Consider the following 19,158-nt stretch of genomic DNA (forward strand, 5'->3'; position numbering starts at 1 on the left):
CGTGAGCGCACGCAGAGGGCAGTCAGCAACCACACCCGGCTCGCACTTCACCCCAGACCCGCGCCGACGGCTCCAAGCCCCGCTCGCTATAATCGTCCGCACACGAAGCGCGCCGACAGCGCCCTGGCCCTCCCTCACAGTCTCCCCCGGACATCATGGACTCCTTCTACAAGTACCACGTCTTCTTCTGCCTCAATCAGCGCGACCCCGGCGCCGAGCGACCGAGTTGCGCGAACTGCAACGCGCAGGAGATGCAGGAGTACGCGAAAAAGCGCGTGAAGAAACTCGGCCTCGCCGGCCCCGGCCAGGTGCGTATCAACAAGGCCGGCTGCCTCGATCGCTGCGAGCTCGGCCCGGCGTTGGTCGTGTATCCGGAAGGTGTCTGGTACACGTACGTCGACGAGAGCGACATCGACGAGATCGTCGACTCGCACCTGCTTAACGGCAAGGTCGTCGAGCGTCTGAAAATCGATCAATAAGCATTGCCATGAACGTACACACGAAGAAGTATCTGATCGACGGCCCGGTCGGCAAGATCGAGGTCGCGCTGGATCTGCCCGACGAGATGCGCGAGAACGGCGCCGCGCCGCGCGGCATCGCGCTGGTCGCGCATCCGCATCCGCTCTTTGGCGGCACGATGGACAACAAGGTCGCGCAGACGCTCGCGCGCACGCTCGTGCAGTTGAACTACGTAACGTATCGCTCGAATTTTCGTGGCGTAGGCGAGACGCAGGGCGAACACGATGCGGGCATCGGCGAGCGCGACGATCTGCGTGCCGTGCTCGACCACATGCGCGCCGAAGCCGGGCAGCGCGACTTGCCGCTCGTGCTCGCGGGCTTTTCGTTCGGCACGTTCGTGCTGTCGCATGTGGCCGCGAAGCTCCGCGAAGAAGGTCAGGAGATCGAGCGAATGGTGCTGGTCGGCACCGCGGCAAGCCGTTGGGACGTCGCACCTGTGCCGGAAAACACGCTCGTGATTCACGGCGAGACCGACGAGACCGTTCCCATTCAATCCGTTTACGACTGGGCGCGTCCGCAGGAATTGCCGGTGGTCGTGATTCCGGGAGCGGAGCATTTCCTGCATCGCAAGCTGCATGTGTTGAAGCGGATCATCGTCGACGCCTGGCGCTGAATTGCACGCGCGGTGCGTTTTCCGGGGTACAGGTGCGCGAAAACGTAGCGTGATCGCCGCGCGTTGCGCAAAGTTGACCGGATTGCGCGCGTATAATGAGCGCTCTTTTTTGGGCGCAGCGCCGTCCATCCGGCAGTTCGCGCGTCGCGGAGCGTCATTTTCGCGCGCAGCGGTGCCGGTGCGGGCGCGCTGCGCGAACCGATCGCGTCGCCGGAAGTCCAATGGGCGCCGCGCCGTTTTACGGCCAGACGCCCGCCGACCGGCTCTTCCAAACTATGCGCCCTGCGCGCGATGTATTTTCCGCACGAATCGACCCTATGCGTTTCTCCACCACCGGCCGCACGTCTTTCCCGTCAGTTGCTTCTTTCGTTCCCGTCAAGCTTAGCCGCGCCGTCACCCTCGGCATCGTATTGCCGGCGACCCTCGTCGCCGGCACCGCGTTCGCGCAAGTGCCGCCGCCGGCGGTGAACGCGCGCTCGTGGGTCCTCGTCGACGCCACCAGCAACCAGGTGCTCGCCTCCGGCAATGCCGACGAGCGCGTGGAACCGGCATCGCTCACCAAGCTGATGACCGCGTACCTCGTCTTCGAAGCACTGCAGACGAAGAAGATCACGATGGACCAGACCGTGATGCCGAGCGAAGCGGTGCGCCGCGTGCGCACCGACGAATCGCGCATGTTCATCGAAGCGAACAAGCCGGTCACCGTGCACGATCTGGTGTACGGCATGATCATCCAGTCGGGTAACGACGCGGCGATTGCGCTGGCCGAACTGGTCGGCGGCAGCGAAGCGCAGTTCGTCAACATGATGAACACCGAAGCGCAAAAGCTCGGCATGACGCACACCCATTTCGCCGACGTGAACGGCATGCCCGACCCGCAGCACTACACCACTGCGGGCGACCTCGCGGTGCTGTCGGCGCGTCTGATCCGCGACTTCCCCGACTACTACAACATCTTCTCGGTCAAGGACTTCACGTACAACAAGATCAAGCAGCCGAACCGCAACCGCCTGCTGTGGATCGATCCGACCGTCGACGGCCTGAAGACCGGTCACACGCAAGCGGCGGGCTACTGCCTGATCGCGAGCGCGAAGCGTCCGCTGCCGGGCGCGACCGATGCGTCGCGCCGTCTCGTCTCGGTGATGATGGGCGAGACCAAGGAACACGACCGCGTGCAGGACAGCCTGAAGATGCTGAATTACGGCTACACCGCGTATGACACGACGCGTCTGTACAAGGCGAACCAGGTTGTGGCTACGCCGCGCGTGTACAAGGGTGCGCAGGACAGCGTGCAGGTCGGCGTGAAGAGCGATCAGTACATCACGCTGCCGAAGGGCGCGGCCGACAAGGCGAAGCCGCAGATCGAGCTTAACGACACGCTGATCGCGCCGATCGCGAACGGTCAGCAGGTCGGCACCGCAAAGCTGATGGCCGACGGCAAGGTGCTCGCGCAATTCCCGGTGGTCGCGTTGCAGGCCGTGCCGCAAGCCGGCGTGGTGGGCCGCGTGTGGGATTCGCTGATGCTGATGTTCAACAAGAAGAAATAAGAGCCCGACCGCAATGACCGATGTTTGCGCTGTTTCGCTGGATCCGATCGTTTATCTGAATGGCGAGCTGGTGCCGTTGTCCGAAGCGCGCGTGCCGGTTCTCGACCGCGGCTTTATTTTCGGCGACGGTATTTACGAAGTCGCGCCGCTGTATGCGCGTGAGAGCGGCCGCACCGCGTTCCGCTTCCCGCAGCATCTGGCGCGGCTCGCCCGCTCGGTCGGCAAGATCGGCATCGCCAATCCGTTCGACGACGCCGGCTGGCGTGAACTGATCGACCGCGTAGTCGCGGCCAACGAAGCCGACGGCGGTTTGCCTGCCGATCAGGACGCGATTGCCTATATTCAGGTAACGCGCGGCGTCGCGAAGCGCGGTCATGCGTTCCCGGCCGGCATTCGGCCGACCGTTTTCGTGATGGTCACGCCGTTGCATCTGCCGGACGCCGCGCAGCGCGCGCAAGGCGTGCGTTGCGTGAGCGCCGAGGACCGTCGCTGGCTCAATTGCGACATCAAGTCGGTGTCGTTGCTCGGCAATGTGCTGATGGCGCAATTCGCGGCGGAAAACGACGCGTTCGAGACGATCCAGTTTCGCGACGGCATGTTGACCGAAGGGTCGTCGTCGAACGTGTGGATGGTGAAGGACGGCGTGTTGTCGGCGCCGCCGCGCAGCCACAAGATCCTCGAAGGGATTCGCTACGGTCTGATCGAAGAGTTGACGGCCGGGTGCGGCATTCGCTTCGAAGCGCGTGAGATCAGCGAAGCCGAGCTGCGCGCGGCCGACGAGATCATCGTCAGTTCGGCGACCAAGGAGGTGCTGCCAGTCACGCTGCTCGACGGCCAGCCGGTCGGCGACGGCAAGCCGGGCGCGGTGTTTGCGGCGCTGTACGCGGCATACCAGCGCGCCAAGGACAAGGAAGCGCAAGTGGCGCAACACGCGCAGCAAGGAGTAGAGAATGAATCCCGCGAACGACTCACTGTTTGATTTCCCCTGCGATTTCCCGATCAAGATCATGGGCAAATCGCATCCGGAGTTCGCCGAAACCATCGTCACGGTAGTCCGCCAGTTCGACAACGAAGTCGACGCGTCGCGCGTCGAAACGCGGCCGTCCAGCGGCGGCAACTACACGGGGCTGACGGTCACGGTGCGCGCCACCAGCCGCGAGCATCTCGATAGCATCTATCTCGCGCTGACCGGCCATCCGATGGTCAAAGTGGTGCTCTGACGCACCACGCGCCTTAACGTGTCACGGCCGCGGCGCGCAATGCGTCCGCCGCCAGACCGGCGCTTGCGGCGGGCCCCGCCTCGCAAGCCCGGTCGAACAACTGCTTGAACCGTCCCACCTCGTCGAACACCCAATCGCGAAACGCCTTGACCCGCGCGGTTTCCATCATCTGCGGCGGGCAGATGAAGTAGTACTGCCACGGGCTCGGCCCATCCACATCGAATAGCCGCACGAGGCGGCCCGCGGCGATCTCGTGCATCGCCAGCGAGCGGCGCGTGAGCGCGACGCCTTGTCCGTCGATCGCCGCCTGCAGCAGATTCGACGAATCCTGGTACAGCACGCCGCGCTTGGGCTCCGGCCAGTCGGCGAGGCCGGCGGCGTCGAACCACGGGCGCCAGAGTTCGTCGTCGGAACGCAGCAGCGGGACTTTGGCCAGGTCCGCCGGGGTTTTTGGCAGATTGCCGCCGTTGAAATTCGGGGCGCAGGCGGGAAAGAAAATCTCCTCCAGCAACAGTTCCGCATGCAGCCCCGAATATTTGCCGAAGCCGAAGCGGATCGCCACGTCGACGTCGTCGCGCGCGAAATCCGTCAGCGCATTGGTGGACAGCAGTTCGAGGTCCCATTGCGGATGCGCCTCGATGAAGCTGCCGATGCGCGGCGTCACCCAGCGCGCCGCGAACGACGACAGCATTGACACCACGAGGCGCCGCTCGCGGTCGCCGGCGCGAATCTGGCGGGTGGCGTCGGCGAGCGCCATCAGCGCGGTGCGCACGTGCGTTGCGTAGCGGCGGCCGGTTTCGGTGAGGCGCACGCGCTTGCCGTCGCGGGCGAACAGCGAGACGCCCAGCTCGGCTTCGAGCGCGCGAATCTGGTGGCTGACGGCGCCGTGCGTGACGAACAACTCGTCGGCGGCGCGCGAGAAGCTCTCGTGGCGGGCGGCGGCTTCGAAGGCCTTGATCGCGTTCAGTCCAGGCAATTGACGGAGGTCCATCGCAATATTTCTCACATAGAGGTGAAAATAGATCGTTTTGCGTAAACCCTTGCTACGCCTACGATTGTAGCCATGAAACGATTTTTGGCGAGGGCATCATGCGAGAAATTTCCTCTAGCATTGCGTTTGAAATCCGTAACGGCGAAACGCTGCCGATGAAGGTCGCACGCAGCACCAAGCTGGTCGTCCATGGCGGCGCGATCTGGGTTACGCGCAGCGACGATACCGAAGACTACTGGCTGCAACCTGGCCACACGCTGCGGCTGCGGCGCGGCGAGCGGCTCTGGCTGAGCGCCGAGGGCACCACGCACGCGAAAGTGGCGTTTTCCGTGCCGACGCGTTGCGACGAGCGCGCGCTGAACTGGCTCGCGCGGGTCAGTGAACGGTTGGTGATGCGGTTGCGCGGCGGCTGGCGGACGGTTTGAGGGTGAGGGTCGTCGGCGGGCGTGGCGGCGCGCGAGTTTGGTTGCGCCGCCGACGCGGACAGGCTGGCGCGCCGACCGATGCTTATTTATAAGATCCGCGCGCCAGCACGCGCGCACCGTTGCTCCCGTCCCGATGCGGTCCTGAAAGGCGTCTCTGCAGGCGCAACCCGCCCGGCCTCCGCGCCGCCGATCAAGGCACCGATGTTTGGCCGCCGCACTCGCGCCCGGCGCGGATCGCCGTATTTCGGTAAACTGCCGGGACCATGAGCACCACCCCGGTTTCCCCTTCCCCCACGCCTGCTTCGGCATCGCTAACGCTGCGCTGGCTCGGCAACGAATCCTACGAAGCCAGTTTCGACGCGATGCGCGCATTCACCGACGCGCGCACGGTCGACACCCCCGACGAAATCTGGCTGGTCGAACATCCCCCCGTCTTCACCCTTGGCCAGGCCGGCGATCCGTCGCACCTGCTGGCCGCCGACAGTGGCATCCCGCTGGTCAAGGTCGATCGCGGCGGGCAGATCACGTATCACGGCCCCGGTCAGGTGGTCGCCTATCTGCTCCTCGATTTACGGCGTCGCAAGCTGATGGTGCGCGAGATGGTCACGCGGATCGAGCAGGCCGTGATCGACACCCTGGCGGCGTATAATCTCGCCGGAGAACGCAAGGCGGGCGCCCCCGGCATTTACGTGGCGCCGGGTCCCAACGCTGGGCTACACGCCGGCGCCAAGATTGCGGCGCTCGGTTTGAAAATCCGCAACGGCTGCAGCTATCACGGCGTGAGCCTGAATGTGAAGATGGATCTGCGGCCGTTTCTGGCCATCAATCCGTGCGGCTACGCGGGGCTCGAAACGGTCGACATGGCAACGCTCGGCGTCGCCGCCGGCTGGGACGACGTGGCCCGTACCCTTGCAGCACGCCTCACCGCAAACCTCGACGGCAGTCCCGCGGCCGTCGCCCAACCACAGGCCGGTGCGCTCACCGCCTGACTGGACCGAACGAATGACTGACGTTACCGCGAACCTCGCAGCTTCCCCCGCGCCCGAAGGCGTGCCGGCTTCCGCCGCCGCTTACGACGCCACCGCGAAGCAGAAGGCGCAAGCCAAGACTGCCCGCATCCCGATCAAGATCGTCCCGATTGAAAAGCTGAAGAAGCCGGACTGGATTCGCGTCAAGGCGGCCACCGGCAATTCGCGTTTCTACGAAATCAAGCAGATCCTGCGCGAACACAACCTGCACACGGTATGTGAGGAAGCGAGCTGCCCGAACATCGGCGAGTGCTTCGGCAAGGGCACCGCGACCTTCATGATCATGGGCGACAAGTGCACGCGCCGCTGCCCGTTCTGCGACGTCGGCCACGGCCGTCCCGACCCGCTCGATCCGGAAGAACCGGGCAACCTCGCGCGCACCATCGCCGCGCTGAAGCTGAAGTACGTGGTGATCACGAGCGTCGACCGTGACGATCTGCGCGATGGCGGCGCTGCGCACTTCGTCGAATGTATTCGGCAGACGCGCGAGTTGTCGCCGGAAACGCGCATCGAAATTCTGACGCCGGACTTCCGCGGCCGTCTGGATCGCGCGATCGGCATTCTGAACGCCGCGCCGCCCGATGTGATGAACCACAACCTCGAAACGGTGCCGCGTCTGTACAAGGAAGCGCGTCCGGGCTCGGACTACGCGCATTCGCTGAAGCTGCTGAAGGACTTCAAGGCGCTGCATCCTGATGTCGCCACCAAGTCCGGCCTGATGGTCGGCCTCGGCGAAACCGAGGAAGAGATTCTGCAAGTGATGCGCGATCTGCGCGAGCACAACGTGGATATGCTGACGATTGGCCAGTACTTGCAGCCGTCGGAGCATCATCTGCCGGTGCGCTCGTACGTGCATCCGGACACCTTCAAGATGTACGAGGAAGAAGCGTACAAGATGGGCTTCACGCATGCGGCGGTTGGCGCGATGGTCCGTTCGAGCTACCACGCCGATTTGCAGGCGCATGGAGCGGGCGTGGTCTGAGAGTTTTAGTCCGCTGCTTCTCAAGTGTTCAAAAAAAGCCCGCACGTGCTGCGGGCTTTTTTTTGGGCACGCCACTAGATCAACGCGTCACTCGCCGGACTTCGTGCCCTCGCGCTGGGCAGACGCGCGAAACGCATCGACCAGTTTGTCGACGATACGATCGAGCGCCGCGTGCTCGTCGTCGCTCAGCACCGATAACAATTCCGCTTCCAAAGCCTGCCCCAGTTCGTCGCTGCTCGCGCGCGTGCGCTTGCCGGCCGTCGTCGGCCAGAGCTGGAAGTGACGCGCATCGCCCGGATGGATGGTTCGCCGTACCTGTTTACGCTCGATCAGATCCGCCAAAAGCTTCGAGAGCAGCGTCTTCTCGATCAAGGTCTGCTCCCGCACGGCAGTCGCCGTGATTCCCGGCGCATCGCAGATGATCCGCAACACGCGCAGCGAACGCACGTCGAAGCCGCACGCCGGTTTGTACACCGCATTGGCACGGCTGATCATCTCGCTCTTGATCAGATCCAGCTTGAACGTGAGGTAGCGCGCGAACTTCATGTCTTCGGCGACGGCGCTGGATTTGGGCTTTGCAGGTGGCATACCGCTTCGGATTTTCCGCTCAGGTTGGGCAAAAGGCGTTACCCGGGTGGCGCGCAAGGCCGCCCAGGTCACCTGGATGATAGACGAAGCCTGGCCACGACACTATCCGCGTGCATCCGTCCGTAAAACCACTAGTTGAAATTTGCAACTATTGAAGTATCTTCCGGTAATGAGATCCGGCTCGCGGCGGCGAGAGGATTCCACGTTCATCATGTTTCTAGGGATGCTGGCATGCAGACAAATGTGGAGTGGGGTGCGCTCGCGGAATCGATGCGGACGTGGCGGCGGGACATTCACCGGCATCCGGAGCTGGGATTTCACGAGCATCGCACGGCCGAACTGGTCGCCGGGCTACTGAGCGGTTGGGACATCGAAGTTCATACCGGCGTGGGCGGCACCGGCGTGGTCGGCACGATCCGGGGCACGCAGGGCGCGGGGCCGTCGATCGGCTTGCGCGCCGACATGGATGCGCTGCCGATGCAGGAGAAGGGCACCGTCGAGCATCGCTCGACGCATGACAACGTATTCCACGGCTGCGGTCACGATGGCCACACGGCGATCCTGTTGGGCGTCGCGCAGCATCTGTCGGCGCATCGCGCGTTTCGCGGTACCGTCCACCTGATCTTCCAGCCTGCCGAGGAAACGCTGCGCGGCGGCTCGGAGATGATCCGCGACGGTCTTTTCGAGCGCTTTCATTGCGACGAAATCTACGCACTGCATAACAACAACGCGTTGCCCGCGGGCAAGGTCGGCGTGCGTAGCGGCGCGATCCTGTCGGCCTGCGATCTATTTCGGATCAACATTCAGGGCGTCGGCAGCCACGCCGCGATGCCGCACCGTTCGGTCGATCCGCTGATGATCGGCGCGGCCATCGTGCAATCGATCCAGAGCATCGTCAGCCGTAATATCGATCCGCTCGATACGGCAGTCGTCAGCGTCTGCAAGTTCATCGCCGGGACCGCGATCAACGTGATCCCGGACACTGCGTTGCTGGAAGGCACCGTGCGCACACTGTCGGTCGCCGCGCAGGAACTGACGCTGAAGCGCCTGCGCGATATTTGCGACGGCGCGGCGCGCATGTATGGATGCACGGTCGAGTTCGAGCACTTGCAGAGCTCGCCGCCCACCGTCAACACGCCCGAGCAGACCGAGGTCGTGCGGGTGGCTGCGGAACACGTGCTCGGCGCCGACAACGTAATTGCCGAGGTGGCGCCGCTGATGGCGTCCGAAGACTTCGCGTTCATGCTGCAGCAGCGCCCGGGTTCGTACTTCTTCCTCGGTCACGACGGCTTGACGTGCCATCACCCGGAATTCGATTTCGACGACGACACGGCGCCTGCGGGCGCGGCGGTGTTCGTCGAGATCGTGCGGCGTCGGCTGGGTTGAACGCGCGCGCTTATCACATCCTCAAGGAGAGCAGCAATGTCCGCTAACCCCCAGCCATCGCCGGCGATGGTGAGAAAGGTGGTGATTGCCTCCATTCTCGGCAATGCTTTCGAGTGGTTTGACTTCGCGATCTACGGGCTGTTCGCGGCGACGATCGCGCGCCTGTATTTCCCCGCCGACAACCCGCTTGCGTCGCTGATGCTGACACTGGCGACCTTCGGGATCGGGTTCGCCGTGCGTCCGCTCGGCGGCGTGCTGCTCGGCTTGTACGGCGACCGGGTCGGGCGCAAGAAGGCGCTGTCGGTCACGATTGTGTTGATGGCGCTCGGCACCGGCATGATCGGTCTATTGCCGACCTACGCCGCGATCGGCGTTGCCGCGCCGATTCTGATGGTGCTGGCGCGGATGATTCAGGGCATTTCCGCGGGCGGCGAGTTTAGCGGCGCGACCACGATGCTGGTCGAGTTCGCGCCCGCTCAACGCCGCGGCTTCTTCGGCAGTTTCCAGATGTGCTCACAGGCGCTGGCATTTTCGCTCGGTGCGGCGGTGGCGTACCTGCTGACGACGCAGCTGAACGCCGCCCAACTGGAAACGTGGGGCTGGCGTCTGCCGTTTCTGTTCGGCATCCTGATTGGTCCGGTGGGCTGGATCATCCGCTCGAAGGTGGATGAGTCGCCGGAGTTTCTTGCGTATCGACGCAGCGCCGCGAGCACGTCGGAGAAAGCCGCGCGCACGCCGTTGCGCGACCTGCTGCGCAAGTATCCACGCGAGATGATCTCCAGCACGGGCATTTGCGTGGTGGGCACGGTCTCCGCGTACGTGTTCGTGTTCTTCCTGCCGATCTTCGCGAAGCAGCGGCTCGGCATTGCGGCGGCGGACGCCAATCTTGCCACCTTCGTCGGAACCGCCGTGATCCTGCTGGTCTGTCCGCTGGCCGGTCATCTGTCCGACCGCTACGGACGCAAGGCGGTGCTGCTCCCGGGGATGTTCGGCTATGGCGTGGCCGCGTGGTTCTTCTTCCATTACTTCATCGCTGCGCCGTCGTTCCAGTCGCTGTTGCTCCTGCAAGTGGGTGTGTCGTTCTTCATGAGCTTTATCTGGGCGCCTGTGCCGATCGTGCTAACCGAAGTGTTTCCGGTCGGCGTGCGCTCGACTGGCGCGGCGCTCACGTACAACCTGGCCGTGCTGCTGTTCGGCGGGCTGGCGCCCTTCGTCAACACGTGGCTCGTCAAAGTGACGGGCAGCAATGCCGCGCCGCTGTACTACGTGCTGTTCAGCCTGTTGATCGGCGTGGTGAGCACGCTGCTGCTGCCACAAACCGGCGGCGGCAGGATGGATGCGCGGGCGGTGTCGCAGGTGCGTTAGCGGCTGCATGAGCGTTGCGCGCGGATGTCCGGATGGGGGCGAAGCACGCTGACATGTGGCCGCTGCGGTCGGACATCTGCACGCGTGAATTGAACGTAGGTCGGGCAATGCGGGCACTACGGCGCGCCGCTGCCGATGCCAGCGCTTTCGCGGCATGCTATCTAGCGCAGATACCGAGCGAGCAGCATGCAGATCGACGAAATGGTGCCGCCGATAATCGAGAACGGAATCATGGCGTCGATGATGCGGTCGCGCACCGCCGGGTTCTCGATGACGTAGTCAATCAGATTAGGCATGACGGTCTCCCTGTGAGAATCTGTGTGTCGAAAAGTATGGCGCCGTGTCTATCAATTAATTAGGTTAACGAATAGTGAGATACGGAGTATGTCGCGGCGATGATCGCGGTCATGATCGCGGATGCCCACATCGGTTTTCTGTCGGGCGCTTCGTCGGCGTATGGACTGGGCGAGCGAAGCGTCGGATCGGCGGCGCCGAGCGAGACGACCACGGACGCGGCCACGATCACAATGCCATGGCAGAGCAGCCCGGCCAGCATCAACGCCCGTGCGCCGTCGGACGACGCGTCGCCCAGGGCGGCGCCGATCTCATAACACGCGCTAGCGCACATCGAAATGACGACCCGGAGAAGCTGGCCGTCTTGCAGCGAGCGCTTCGTGATGCCTTTCGACACGGGCCGGGAAAAGCGCGACAGCTTTAGCAGAGGCAGCAGTGCAATCGGTGCGAACACCGGCACACCGACGTTAAAGAGTAACCAGCTCAGGCGGCTGAGAAGGGCGACCATAGGGGATGCAAAGCGTGGGCAACACGGAGATCATCCGGTTGTGGACAGGTCGCGGTCAGTCTGCCGAATGGCCAGCTTGCGCAAGGGCATCGCGGCCGGGCATCATTTGCTGAAGCAGCTTCGCTCTCCAGCGCTTCAGCAAGAGCGTGACCCACGTCGCGGCCCATTTGAAGATACCTCCGCCGCAACTACAACCGCGACCACACAACCGCAGCCGGCAGATTACAAGGCCCATATTTAAAAGCACAAAATTACAATAAGGCAGAAATGTGCAACACTACTGTCATATACGCCCCGGTGCCAATTCGCGCGGCATGCGGTTCGGGTTATGGCAGCAGGAACGGATGCGCAGTGCTTTATGTTGATTCTCCTTAATCTTCTGGCCGGCGTCGCGCTCCTCGTGTGGGGCTCGCACATTGTGCGCACCGGCATCCTGCGGGTGCTCGGCGCCGATCTGCGCGGCGTGCTGGGGCGTAGCACCAGTAGTCGGTGGCGAGCGTTCCTGTCGGGCGTTGGCGTGACGAGTCTCGTGCAGAGTAGCAATGCGACCGCGGTGATCGTCACGTCGTTCGCGGCTCAAGGGCTCCTGCCGCTCACCAGCGGTCTCACGATCATGCTCGGTGCCGACGTCGGCACCGCGCTGATGGCGCGAGTCCTCACCCTCGATCTCTCGTGGCTGTCACCGATCCTGATCTTGGTCGGTGTGCCGCTGTTCCTGTCGCGAAAGCAGACGCGCGTTGGCCAGGCCGGCCGTACGCTGATCGGACTCGGCCTGATCCTGCTGGCGTTGCATCTGATTGTCGAAGCCGCGCAGCCGATGATGCAAGGCGCCGGCGTACGCGTGATGTTCGGCGCGTTGACCGGCGACACGATGCTCGACGCGCTGGTCGGCGCGGCCTTCGCGATCGTCTCCTATTCGAGCCTCGCCGCGGTTCTGCTGACGGCGACGCTCGCGTCTTCCGGCGTGATTTCGCTAAAGGTCGCGTTGTGCCTCGTGATCGGCGCGAATCTGGGCAGCGGCTTGCTGGCGCTGTTCGGCACCATCGCGCAGAACGCCGCCGCGCGGCGGCTCGCGCTAGGCAGCTTCGCGTTCAAGCTGGCCGGCGCGTTGCTGATTCTGCCGTTTGCGCCGCTGCTCGCGCGCGGCCTGCCGGTGCTGATCGCGAATCCGCGTGAAGCCACCGTGGGCTTCCACCTGATCTACAACACGCTGCGCTGCTGTGCGTGTCTGTCGCTGGTCGATCCGGTGGCGCGCATTTGCGCACGCGTGCTGCCCGACCGGCCGCAGCCGAACGGCGAGCTGCGGCCGCTGCATCTGGACACCGCCGCATTGTCCACGCCGGCGCTGGCGCTCGCGCATGCCGCGCGCGAGGTGCTGCGCATCGGAGATATCGTGCGCACGATGCTCGACAATGTCGCGGACCTCATCCATCACAACAACCTGGAGAAGGCGCGCGAAACCGTCCGCATGGACGATGACGTGGACGAGCTGTACGCCGCGGTCAAAAACTATCTGACGCTGATCTCGCGCGAACAGCTCGACGAAGCCGACAGCCGCCGCTGGACCGACATCATTTCGCTGACGATCAATCTCGAGCACGCAGGCGACATTATCGAGCGGATCGTCGGGGACATCGAGGAAAAGAAGATCGCGCACCGTCTGTCGTTCTCGGAGGAAGGGCTCGGAGAACTGGACGACTTGCAGGCACGCCTCGTCAGCAATCTGCAACTGGGGCTGTCGGTGTTTCTGAACAATGATCTGCGTTGCGCCGAACGGCTCCTCGCCGAGAAGGAGCGCTTCCGCGATCTGGAGCGCGCGTATTCGTACCGGCATCTGGACAGGCTTGCCGGGCAAAGCTTGCGGAGCATCGAAACCAGCGCATTGCATCTGGATCTGATCAGCGACATGAAGCGGCTCAATTCGCTGTTTTGCTCGACCGCCTATCCGGTGCTCGATGCCGCCGGCGCGCTGCACGACACGCGCTTGCGCAAGCGCTCGCTCGATACGATGTACGTGAAGGAATAGGCGCGACCTAAGCGAGAACGATGTGCGCGAGCTTCTTTTTCAACGTGGCGAAGCCGGCCGCTTCGGCCGCTTTTTTGTTGGTCACGAGCACGTCGATCCGCTCCGCCGGACAGTACGAGATGCGGCTGCGCTGCCCGATCTTGCTGTAATCGGCGAGGATTGCGACGCGGTCGGCGTTGGCGACCATCGCGCGCGCCACTTCGGTTTCCGCGCGATCGTAATTGGTCGCGCCATGCCGGTGATCGATGCCGACCGGCGACAGCAGCGCCAGGTCCGCGCGATAGCGCTGGATGTCGAGCACGGTGGTCGCGCCGGTGGTCGCCATCGCGCGGTCGCTGATCGTACCGCCGAGCAGGATGACTTCGTTGGCGGCTTCGGCTTGCTCGTGCGCGCCGCGCATTTTCAGCGCAACGTCGATCGAATTCGTAATGATGGTCAGATTCGCCAGTTTCGCCAGCTGTTCGGCGAGCGCCGCGGTGGTGGTGCCCGCGTCGACGAAAAGCGTCTGGCCGCTCGCGATCAAACCGACAGCGGCTTTCGCGATCGCCGTTTTGGATTTGACGCGCGTCTGGGCGCGCTCGGCGATCGGCGCTTCTTCGGCGGGCTTGAGCGCGCCGCCGTGCACGCGCCGCAGCTCACCGAGCGCTTCGAGGTCGAGCAGATCGCGCCGCACGGTTTCGCGCGACACGCCGAGGTCCGCCATGATCCGCTCGGTCGACACACGTTGCAGCGTGGACAGCAACGCGCGAATTCGCTGATGACGGTCTTCCTGCCACATGCTTTATCCTGGGACGAGAGCGCGCATGGATTGCCGCGATGCACGCGGACATGCTGGGCACGGAGGGTGTCCGGACGCATGCCAAGCGTACTACTTTAGCCCGTTCGTGTTGCAGTTCTTTGGCAACTTGCAACTTTGTGTATTTCAGTTCGACCGCTGCAAAGTGCCTCGCCGCACGCTTCGTCATCCTGACAACGTTGTTACGACTCCAGGCGCAATCGACGCCCGCGCGATACGCCGGACTATCGCCTGCTTCGCACAGGCGCGATACTACGCGCGGGACTCGCGCATGATGCTGCACGCCGCGAGCCGACCAACCGCTCTATCTGAAAGGTAACGAGACGTGGCAAACGGGATTGATCGCGGTTTATCCGCAGACTGGCCTTATCCGCGCCTGGTCGCGCATCGCTGCGGCGGCACGCTGGCACCGGAGAACACGCTGGCCGGCTTCGACGCCTGCGTACGCTACGGCTACCGCATGGTCGAATTCGACGCGAAGCTGTCCGCCGACAACCAGCTCTTTCTGCTCCACGACGACGATCTCGATCGCACCACCAACGGCCACGGCGCCGCCGCCGACCACACGTGGCAGCAACTGGCCGCGCTCGACGCCGGCGCATGGCGCGGACCGCAATTCGCCGGCACGCGCCTGCCGACGCTGGCCGACGCGGCGCAGCGTTGCGCGCGCGACGGCATCGCCGCCAACATCGAAATCAAACCATGTCCGGGGCGCGAAGCGCTCACCGGCACGCTGGTGGCAGGCGGCGCGCTGACGTTGTGGCAAGGGCAGACGCCGCCGCTGTTGTCGTCGTTTTCTTTCGAGGCGCTGGCCGCCGCGCGCGACGCCGCGCCATCGCTGCCACGCGGGATGCTGTTCGAACAGGTGCAGGCGGATTGGCTGCGCATCGTGCGCGAGTTGGACTGCGTGTCGTTGCACGCGAGCCACCGGTACCTGAGCGAGCCGCTGGTCGCGCAGATCCGCGCGGCCGGACTGCGTGTGCTCGCCTATACGGTCAACGACCCCGCGCGGGCGCAACTGCTCGCGCAATGGGGCGTCGATATGATCTGCACGGATCGTATCGACACGCTGCGGCACGACATGCTGTCCACGCCGGCGAGCCCGGCCTGAATTAACGCCCATCCGGATCGACCGAATGCCGCCGGCGCGCCCGCGCCGCGCGGACCGCACGCACGCTCAGAAAGTCTACGGGTTTCCCCGCGCGCGTCTCGTCGACGAATTCCGGATTCCCCGACAGCCCTTGTCCGGATTTCCAGAATCCCGGACGGCGATGTTGTTAATGAGATAAAAAACCAATGCAAATCAAGGCATTAGGTTTTTTATCCGCCTGGCATCGACCTTGCAAAACAGATGACGCGGCCGCAACGGTCCGACAACTAAAGCAAGGAGACAACGATGTCTGATTTCCCTTCCCGGTATTTCTGAATTCGTCGTCTTGTCGCGGCCTAATGCCGTGCACGAGCGTGACGATTATTCGTTCGCGTGATGCGCAGTGACAGGCTATGAGCTCATCCCCCTAGCAGGAACCATCGTGAAGAAACCTTTTTATAAAGTGCTGTACGTCCAGGTGATCGTGGCAATCATCATCGGTATCGCACTCGGGCATTTCTACCCGAACCTCGCCGTCGATATGAAGCCGCTCGGCGACGGCTTCATCAAACTGATCAAGATGGTGATCGGGCCGATCATCTTCTGCACGGTGGTCACGGGCATCGCCGGCATGGAGGACATGAAGAAGGTCGGGCGCGTCGGCGGCAAGGCGCTGCTGTACTTCGAAATCGTCTCGACGTTCGCACTGGTGCTCGGCCTGTTCGCCACCCACCTGCTGCGACCGGGCGCGGGCTTCAACATCGACCCGGCTACGCTCGACAGCAAGGCGGTCGCGTCGTATGCCGCGAAAGCGCACGGGCAGACGACCGTCGACTTCCTGATGCACATCATCCCGGACACGCTGTCGTCGGCTTTCGCGCAAGGCGAAATCCTGCAGATCCTGCTGATCGCGCTGCTGTTCGGCGCGGTGCTCGCGACGGCCGGTGAAAAGGGCAAGGTCGTCACGAATTTCATCGACGGTCTGTCGCACATCCTGTTCGGCATCGTGCGCATCATCACGAAGCTGGCGCCGATCGGCGCGTTCGGCGCGATGGCGTTCACCATCGGCAAGTACGGCATCGGCTCGCTGCTGCCGATGCTCAAGCTGATCGGCACGTTCTATCTGACCTCGATCGTGTTCGTGGTGGTCGTGCTCGGCATCATCGCGCGCCTCGTGGGTTTCAACATCCTGCGCTTCGTCGCGTACATCAAGGAAGAGATGCTGATCGTGCTCGGTACGAGCTCGTCCGAAGCCGCGCTGCCGCAACTGATGCTGAAGCTCGAAAAGCTCGGCTGCTCGCGCTCGGTGGTGGGCCTCGTAGTGCCGACCGGCTACTCGTTCAACCTCGACGGCACCAACATCTACATGACGATGGCCGTGCTGTTCATCGCCCAGGCGACCAACACCGAACTCACGTGGGCGCAGCAGCTCACGCTGCTGGCGGTGACGATGCTGACCTCGAAGGGCGCGAGCGGTGTGACGGGTGCGGGCTTCATCACGCTGGCCGCGACGCTGGCGGTGGTGCCGACCATTCCGCTGTCGGGCATGGTGCTGATTCTCGGTATCGACCGCTTCATGAGCGAATGCCGCGCGCTGACCAACATCGTCGGCAACGGCGTGGCGACGGTCGTGGTGTCGGCATGGGAGAAGGAGCTGGACCGCAACAAGCTGAATGCCGCGTTGCGCGGCGACGTGGCGGTCAAAGAACCGGCCGGCGTTTGAGCCGGGCTCCGGCTTAGCCCCCACCGTAACGGCCGCGGACGCCCGCGTATGAAGCCGGGAACCGCGCGCCGGTCGACGGCGCCGTCAGCCAGCCAGACTGGCGACGGCGCCGCGCCGCCTTATGCCACAATGTCCGATCCTGACCGATCGGACATTGCCAACGTGACGCGCCGCCTGTTGATCCTCTTCGCGCTCATTGCCGGGCTCGTGGCGGCGTGCGGACTGACCTACAGCATCGCGTGGCAAAGCGGCATCGACAACCTGCGGCGCAACGCTGCCGTGCGCGCCGAGCGCACCGCCAGCGCGCTGAAAAGCACGCTCGAACGCTACGAATCGCTGCCGTATCTGCTTGCCGAGCATCCCATTGTGCAAGACGTGCTGGTCGATCCCAGTCCGGCCAACGTCAAACGCGCGAACCTCTATCTCGAAGACCTCAACCGCCACGCGCGGGCCACGGTCACATACATCATTCCGCTCGACGGCTATTGCGTCGCCGCGAGCAACTGGCGCGGGCCGGGCAGTTTCATCGGCGCGGGCTACCAGTTCCGTCCGTATTTTCTCGATGCGATCAATGGCGGCGTGGGCCGCTTCTTCGGCATCGGCACGATTTCGCAGGCGCCGGGCTACTACATCTCGCAACCGGTGCGGCGCGACGGCAAGATTGTCGGCGTGGCGGTGGTCAAACTCGATCTGGAATGGTTTCAGGGCGCGGATGCGTCCGAGCCGTTGGTCGTCACCGACGATCACGGCGTGATCTTTCTGTCCTCGGTGCCGGCGTGGAAATATCACACGATCCGGCCGTTGTCGGGACCGGTCGCCGATTCGATCTACCAGGCGCGGCAATATGCGCAGCAGCCGATCGCACCGCTGCCGGTGACGATCCAGCGCACGCTCGAAGGGTATGCGCAGATCGTGCGCATCGGCGGCGGCCGCTATGCGCCACGCTTTCTCGCGTCGCGGCGCAGCATGGGCGTGCCCGACTGGCATCTGATCACGATGTCTCCCGTCGACCCGGTCGACGCCGACGCGCGCAAGGCGACCATCGTCACCGGCTTCGGCTATATCTCGATCGTGCTGCTCGCGTTCTACTGGCGCATGCGCCGCGCCCGCGTGCGCGAAATGATGCGCAGCCGCGCGCTGCTGCAAAAGGCTTACGCGGAACTGAACCAGCGCGTCGCCGAGCGCACCCTTGACCTGTCTCAGGCCAACGAGCAGTTGCAGAAGGAAGTGACCGAGCGCACGCGCGCCGAACAGGAACTGCGCGCCGCGCACGACGAGCTGATTCAGGCGAGCAAGCTCGCGGCACTCGGGCAGATGGCGGCCGGCATCACGCATGAGCTGAATCAGCCGCTCGCCGCGCTGCGCGGCTTCTCGGACAACACGCGCGTGCTGCTCGAACGCGGCGACCAGGCGTCGGCGCGCGAAAATCTCGAAGCGATCGCCGCGCTCACCGAGCGCATGGGCAAGATCACCAATCAGTTGAAGCTGTTCGTCGGGCGCGCGCGGCCGCGCAGTGCGCGCGCGCCGATCGTGCGGGCGCTGCGCAATGTCGTCGGCTTGCTGCAGAAGCGCTTGCAGGGCGTCGAAGTCGTGTTCACGTTGTTCGACGCGGCGAGCAGCACACGCACGCAGCTCAGTCTCGCCGACGATCACCCCGAACTGGTCGCGCATTGTGACGATCTGCGGCTCGAGCAGGTGCTGATCAACCTGCTAGGCAACGCGCTCGACGCGACGGCCGGCATGAGTGCGCCGTGCATCGCGATCGAGATCGAAGTCGCCGACGCGAACCTCTCGTGCGCGGTGAGCGACAACGGCCCTGGCATTCCCGACGACGTGCTGCCGCGTCTGTTCGAGCCGTTCTTCACGACCAAGGAGATGGGCCAGGGACTGGGGCTGGGCCTCGCGATCTCGTCGTCGATCGCGCGAGATTGCGGCGGCACACTGGTCGCGCGCAACGCGCCGGACGGCGGCGCATTATTCGTGTTGACGCTGCGCCGCGCGCGCGTGCAGACGAGCCACCCGGCGGACCCGCTGACCACGGGTTCGTGACTCAAGAT

The 19,158-nt window shown here is 64.1% G+C and carries 19 protein-coding genes; 14 read left to right on the forward strand and 5 right to left on the reverse strand.

The window, feature by feature from the left end; genetic code table 11:
* Nucleotides 1-155 precede the first annotated feature (155 nt).
* From BGI01S_RS24445 to BGI01S_RS24465, 5 genes are all read left to right on the forward strand, one after another.
* Nucleotides 156-479, forward strand: a complete 324-nt coding sequence (locus tag BGI01S_RS24445) for a (2Fe-2S) ferredoxin domain-containing protein (protein WP_042328689.1) — start codon at nucleotides 156-158, stop codon at nucleotides 477-479.
* 8 nt (nucleotides 480-487) lie between these two features.
* A complete protein-coding gene (locus BGI01S_RS24450) occupies nucleotides 488-1,132 on the forward strand; it encodes an alpha/beta hydrolase (RefSeq protein ID WP_042328690.1) in 645 nt (214 codons plus the stop codon).
* A gap of 317 nt (nucleotides 1,133-1,449) precedes the next feature.
* Nucleotides 1,450-2,679, forward strand: coding sequence for a D-alanyl-D-alanine carboxypeptidase family protein (locus BGI01S_RS24455; protein WP_042328779.1), 1,230 nt, complete (start codon nucleotides 1,450-1,452; stop codon nucleotides 2,677-2,679).
* Between the two features lie 13 nt (nucleotides 2,680-2,692).
* Nucleotides 2,693-3,658, forward strand: a complete 966-nt coding sequence (locus BGI01S_RS24460; RefSeq protein WP_042328692.1) for a D-amino acid aminotransferase — start codon at nucleotides 2,693-2,695, stop codon at nucleotides 3,656-3,658.
* Nucleotides 3,630-3,899: a DUF493 family protein gene (locus tag BGI01S_RS24465; protein WP_042328693.1), complete on the forward strand. Its 270-nt coding sequence runs from the start codon at nucleotides 3,630-3,632 to the stop codon at nucleotides 3,897-3,899. Before BGI01S_RS24460 ends, BGI01S_RS24465 begins: the two co-directional genes overlap by 29 nt.
* 13 nt (nucleotides 3,900-3,912) lie before the next feature.
* Here BGI01S_RS24465 and BGI01S_RS24470 read toward each other — a convergent pair whose 3' ends face one another.
* On the reverse strand, nucleotides 3,913-4,890 hold the full coding sequence (locus BGI01S_RS24470) for a transcriptional regulator GcvA (protein WP_042328695.1): 978 nt from the start codon (nucleotides 4,888-4,890) through the stop codon (nucleotides 3,913-3,915).
* A gap of 98 nt (nucleotides 4,891-4,988) precedes the next feature.
* Here BGI01S_RS24470 and BGI01S_RS24475 point away from each other — a divergent pair, with 98 nt between their 5' ends.
* The 3 genes from BGI01S_RS24475 to lipA all read left to right on the forward strand — a co-directional run bounded on the left by BGI01S_RS24475 (nucleotide 4,989) and on the right by lipA (nucleotide 7,325).
* The gene (locus BGI01S_RS24475; protein WP_042328697.1) at nucleotides 4,989-5,315 is read left to right on the forward strand and encodes a DUF2917 domain-containing protein; all 327 of its coding nucleotides are present in this window, start codon (nucleotides 4,989-4,991) and stop codon (nucleotides 5,313-5,315) included.
* 263 nt (nucleotides 5,316-5,578) lie between these two features.
* A complete protein-coding gene (gene lipB, locus BGI01S_RS24480; RefSeq protein WP_042328699.1) occupies nucleotides 5,579-6,304 on the forward strand; it encodes a lipoyl(octanoyl) transferase LipB in 726 nt (241 codons plus the stop codon).
* Between the two features lie 13 nt (nucleotides 6,305-6,317).
* Nucleotides 6,318-7,325 (forward strand): lipoyl synthase, encoded by a 1,008-nt coding sequence (gene lipA / locus BGI01S_RS24485; protein ID WP_042328701.1) that lies wholly within the window; start codon nucleotides 6,318-6,320, stop codon nucleotides 7,323-7,325.
* An 87-nt stretch (nucleotides 7,326-7,412) separates the two neighbouring features.
* Here the strand turns inward: lipA and BGI01S_RS24490 are convergent, their stop codons facing one another.
* Nucleotides 7,413-7,970, reverse strand: coding sequence for a MarR family winged helix-turn-helix transcriptional regulator (locus BGI01S_RS24490; RefSeq protein WP_232624317.1), 558 nt, complete (start codon nucleotides 7,968-7,970; stop codon nucleotides 7,413-7,415).
* Between the two features lie 174 nt (nucleotides 7,971-8,144).
* Here BGI01S_RS24490 and BGI01S_RS24495 point away from each other — a divergent pair, with 174 nt between their 5' ends.
* Both BGI01S_RS24495 and BGI01S_RS24500 read left to right on the forward strand, forming a co-directional pair.
* Nucleotides 8,145-9,299 carry a M20 aminoacylase family protein gene (locus BGI01S_RS24495; RefSeq protein WP_042328703.1) on the forward strand — a complete coding sequence of 385 codons (1,155 nt, stop codon included), beginning with the start codon at nucleotides 8,145-8,147 and terminating at the stop codon, nucleotides 9,297-9,299.
* Nucleotides 9,300-9,335: 36 nt separating this feature from the next.
* Nucleotides 9,336-10,664: an MFS transporter gene (locus BGI01S_RS24500; RefSeq protein ID WP_042328705.1), complete on the forward strand. Its 1,329-nt coding sequence runs from the start codon at nucleotides 9,336-9,338 to the stop codon at nucleotides 10,662-10,664.
* A 161-nt stretch (nucleotides 10,665-10,825) separates the two neighbouring features.
* Here BGI01S_RS24500 and BGI01S_RS31210 read toward each other — a convergent pair whose 3' ends face one another.
* Entirely contained in the window at nucleotides 10,826-10,960 is a 135-nt protein-coding gene (locus BGI01S_RS31210; RefSeq protein ID WP_255219774.1) for a hypothetical protein, read from the reverse strand.
* Between the two features lie 59 nt (nucleotides 10,961-11,019).
* Nucleotides 11,020-11,466 (reverse strand): hypothetical protein, encoded by a 447-nt coding sequence (locus tag BGI01S_RS24505; protein ID WP_042328708.1) that lies wholly within the window; start codon nucleotides 11,464-11,466, stop codon nucleotides 11,020-11,022.
* A 358-nt stretch (nucleotides 11,467-11,824) separates the two neighbouring features.
* On the opposite strand from BGI01S_RS24505, the gene BGI01S_RS24510 reads away from it, so the two are divergent.
* The gene (locus BGI01S_RS24510) at nucleotides 11,825-13,492 is read left to right on the forward strand and encodes a Na/Pi cotransporter family protein (protein WP_042328710.1); all 1,668 of its coding nucleotides are present in this window, start codon (nucleotides 11,825-11,827) and stop codon (nucleotides 13,490-13,492) included.
* Between the two features lie 7 nt (nucleotides 13,493-13,499).
* Here the strand turns inward: BGI01S_RS24510 and BGI01S_RS24515 are convergent, their stop codons facing one another.
* Nucleotides 13,500-14,270 (reverse strand): DeoR/GlpR family DNA-binding transcription regulator, encoded by a 771-nt coding sequence (locus BGI01S_RS24515; protein WP_042328712.1) that lies wholly within the window; start codon nucleotides 14,268-14,270, stop codon nucleotides 13,500-13,502.
* Nucleotides 14,271-14,613: 343 nt separating this feature from the next.
* On the opposite strand from BGI01S_RS24515, the gene ugpQ reads away from it, so the two are divergent.
* The 3 genes from ugpQ (at nucleotide 14,614) to BGI01S_RS24530 (ending at nucleotide 19,150) form a co-directional block, all read left to right on the forward strand.
* Complete coding sequence (ugpQ, locus tag BGI01S_RS24520; protein ID WP_042328713.1) at nucleotides 14,614-15,399, forward strand: glycerophosphodiester phosphodiesterase; 786 nt, start codon at nucleotides 14,614-14,616, stop codon at nucleotides 15,397-15,399.
* A 421-nt stretch (nucleotides 15,400-15,820) separates the two neighbouring features.
* Nucleotides 15,821-17,101, forward strand: coding sequence for a dicarboxylate/amino acid:cation symporter (locus BGI01S_RS24525; protein ID WP_042328714.1), 1,281 nt, complete (start codon nucleotides 15,821-15,823; stop codon nucleotides 17,099-17,101).
* A 48-nt stretch (nucleotides 17,102-17,149) separates the two neighbouring features.
* A complete protein-coding gene (locus BGI01S_RS24530) occupies nucleotides 17,150-19,150 on the forward strand; it encodes a sensor histidine kinase (RefSeq protein WP_042328715.1) in 2,001 nt (666 codons plus the stop codon).
* The last annotated feature ends 8 nt before the right edge of the window (nucleotides 19,151-19,158 follow it).

Origin of the sequence: Paraburkholderia ginsengisoli NBRC 100965 (assembly GCF_000739735.1) — a bacterium.
Taxonomy (GTDB): Bacteria; Pseudomonadota; Gammaproteobacteria; order Burkholderiales; family Burkholderiaceae; genus Paraburkholderia; species Paraburkholderia ginsengisoli.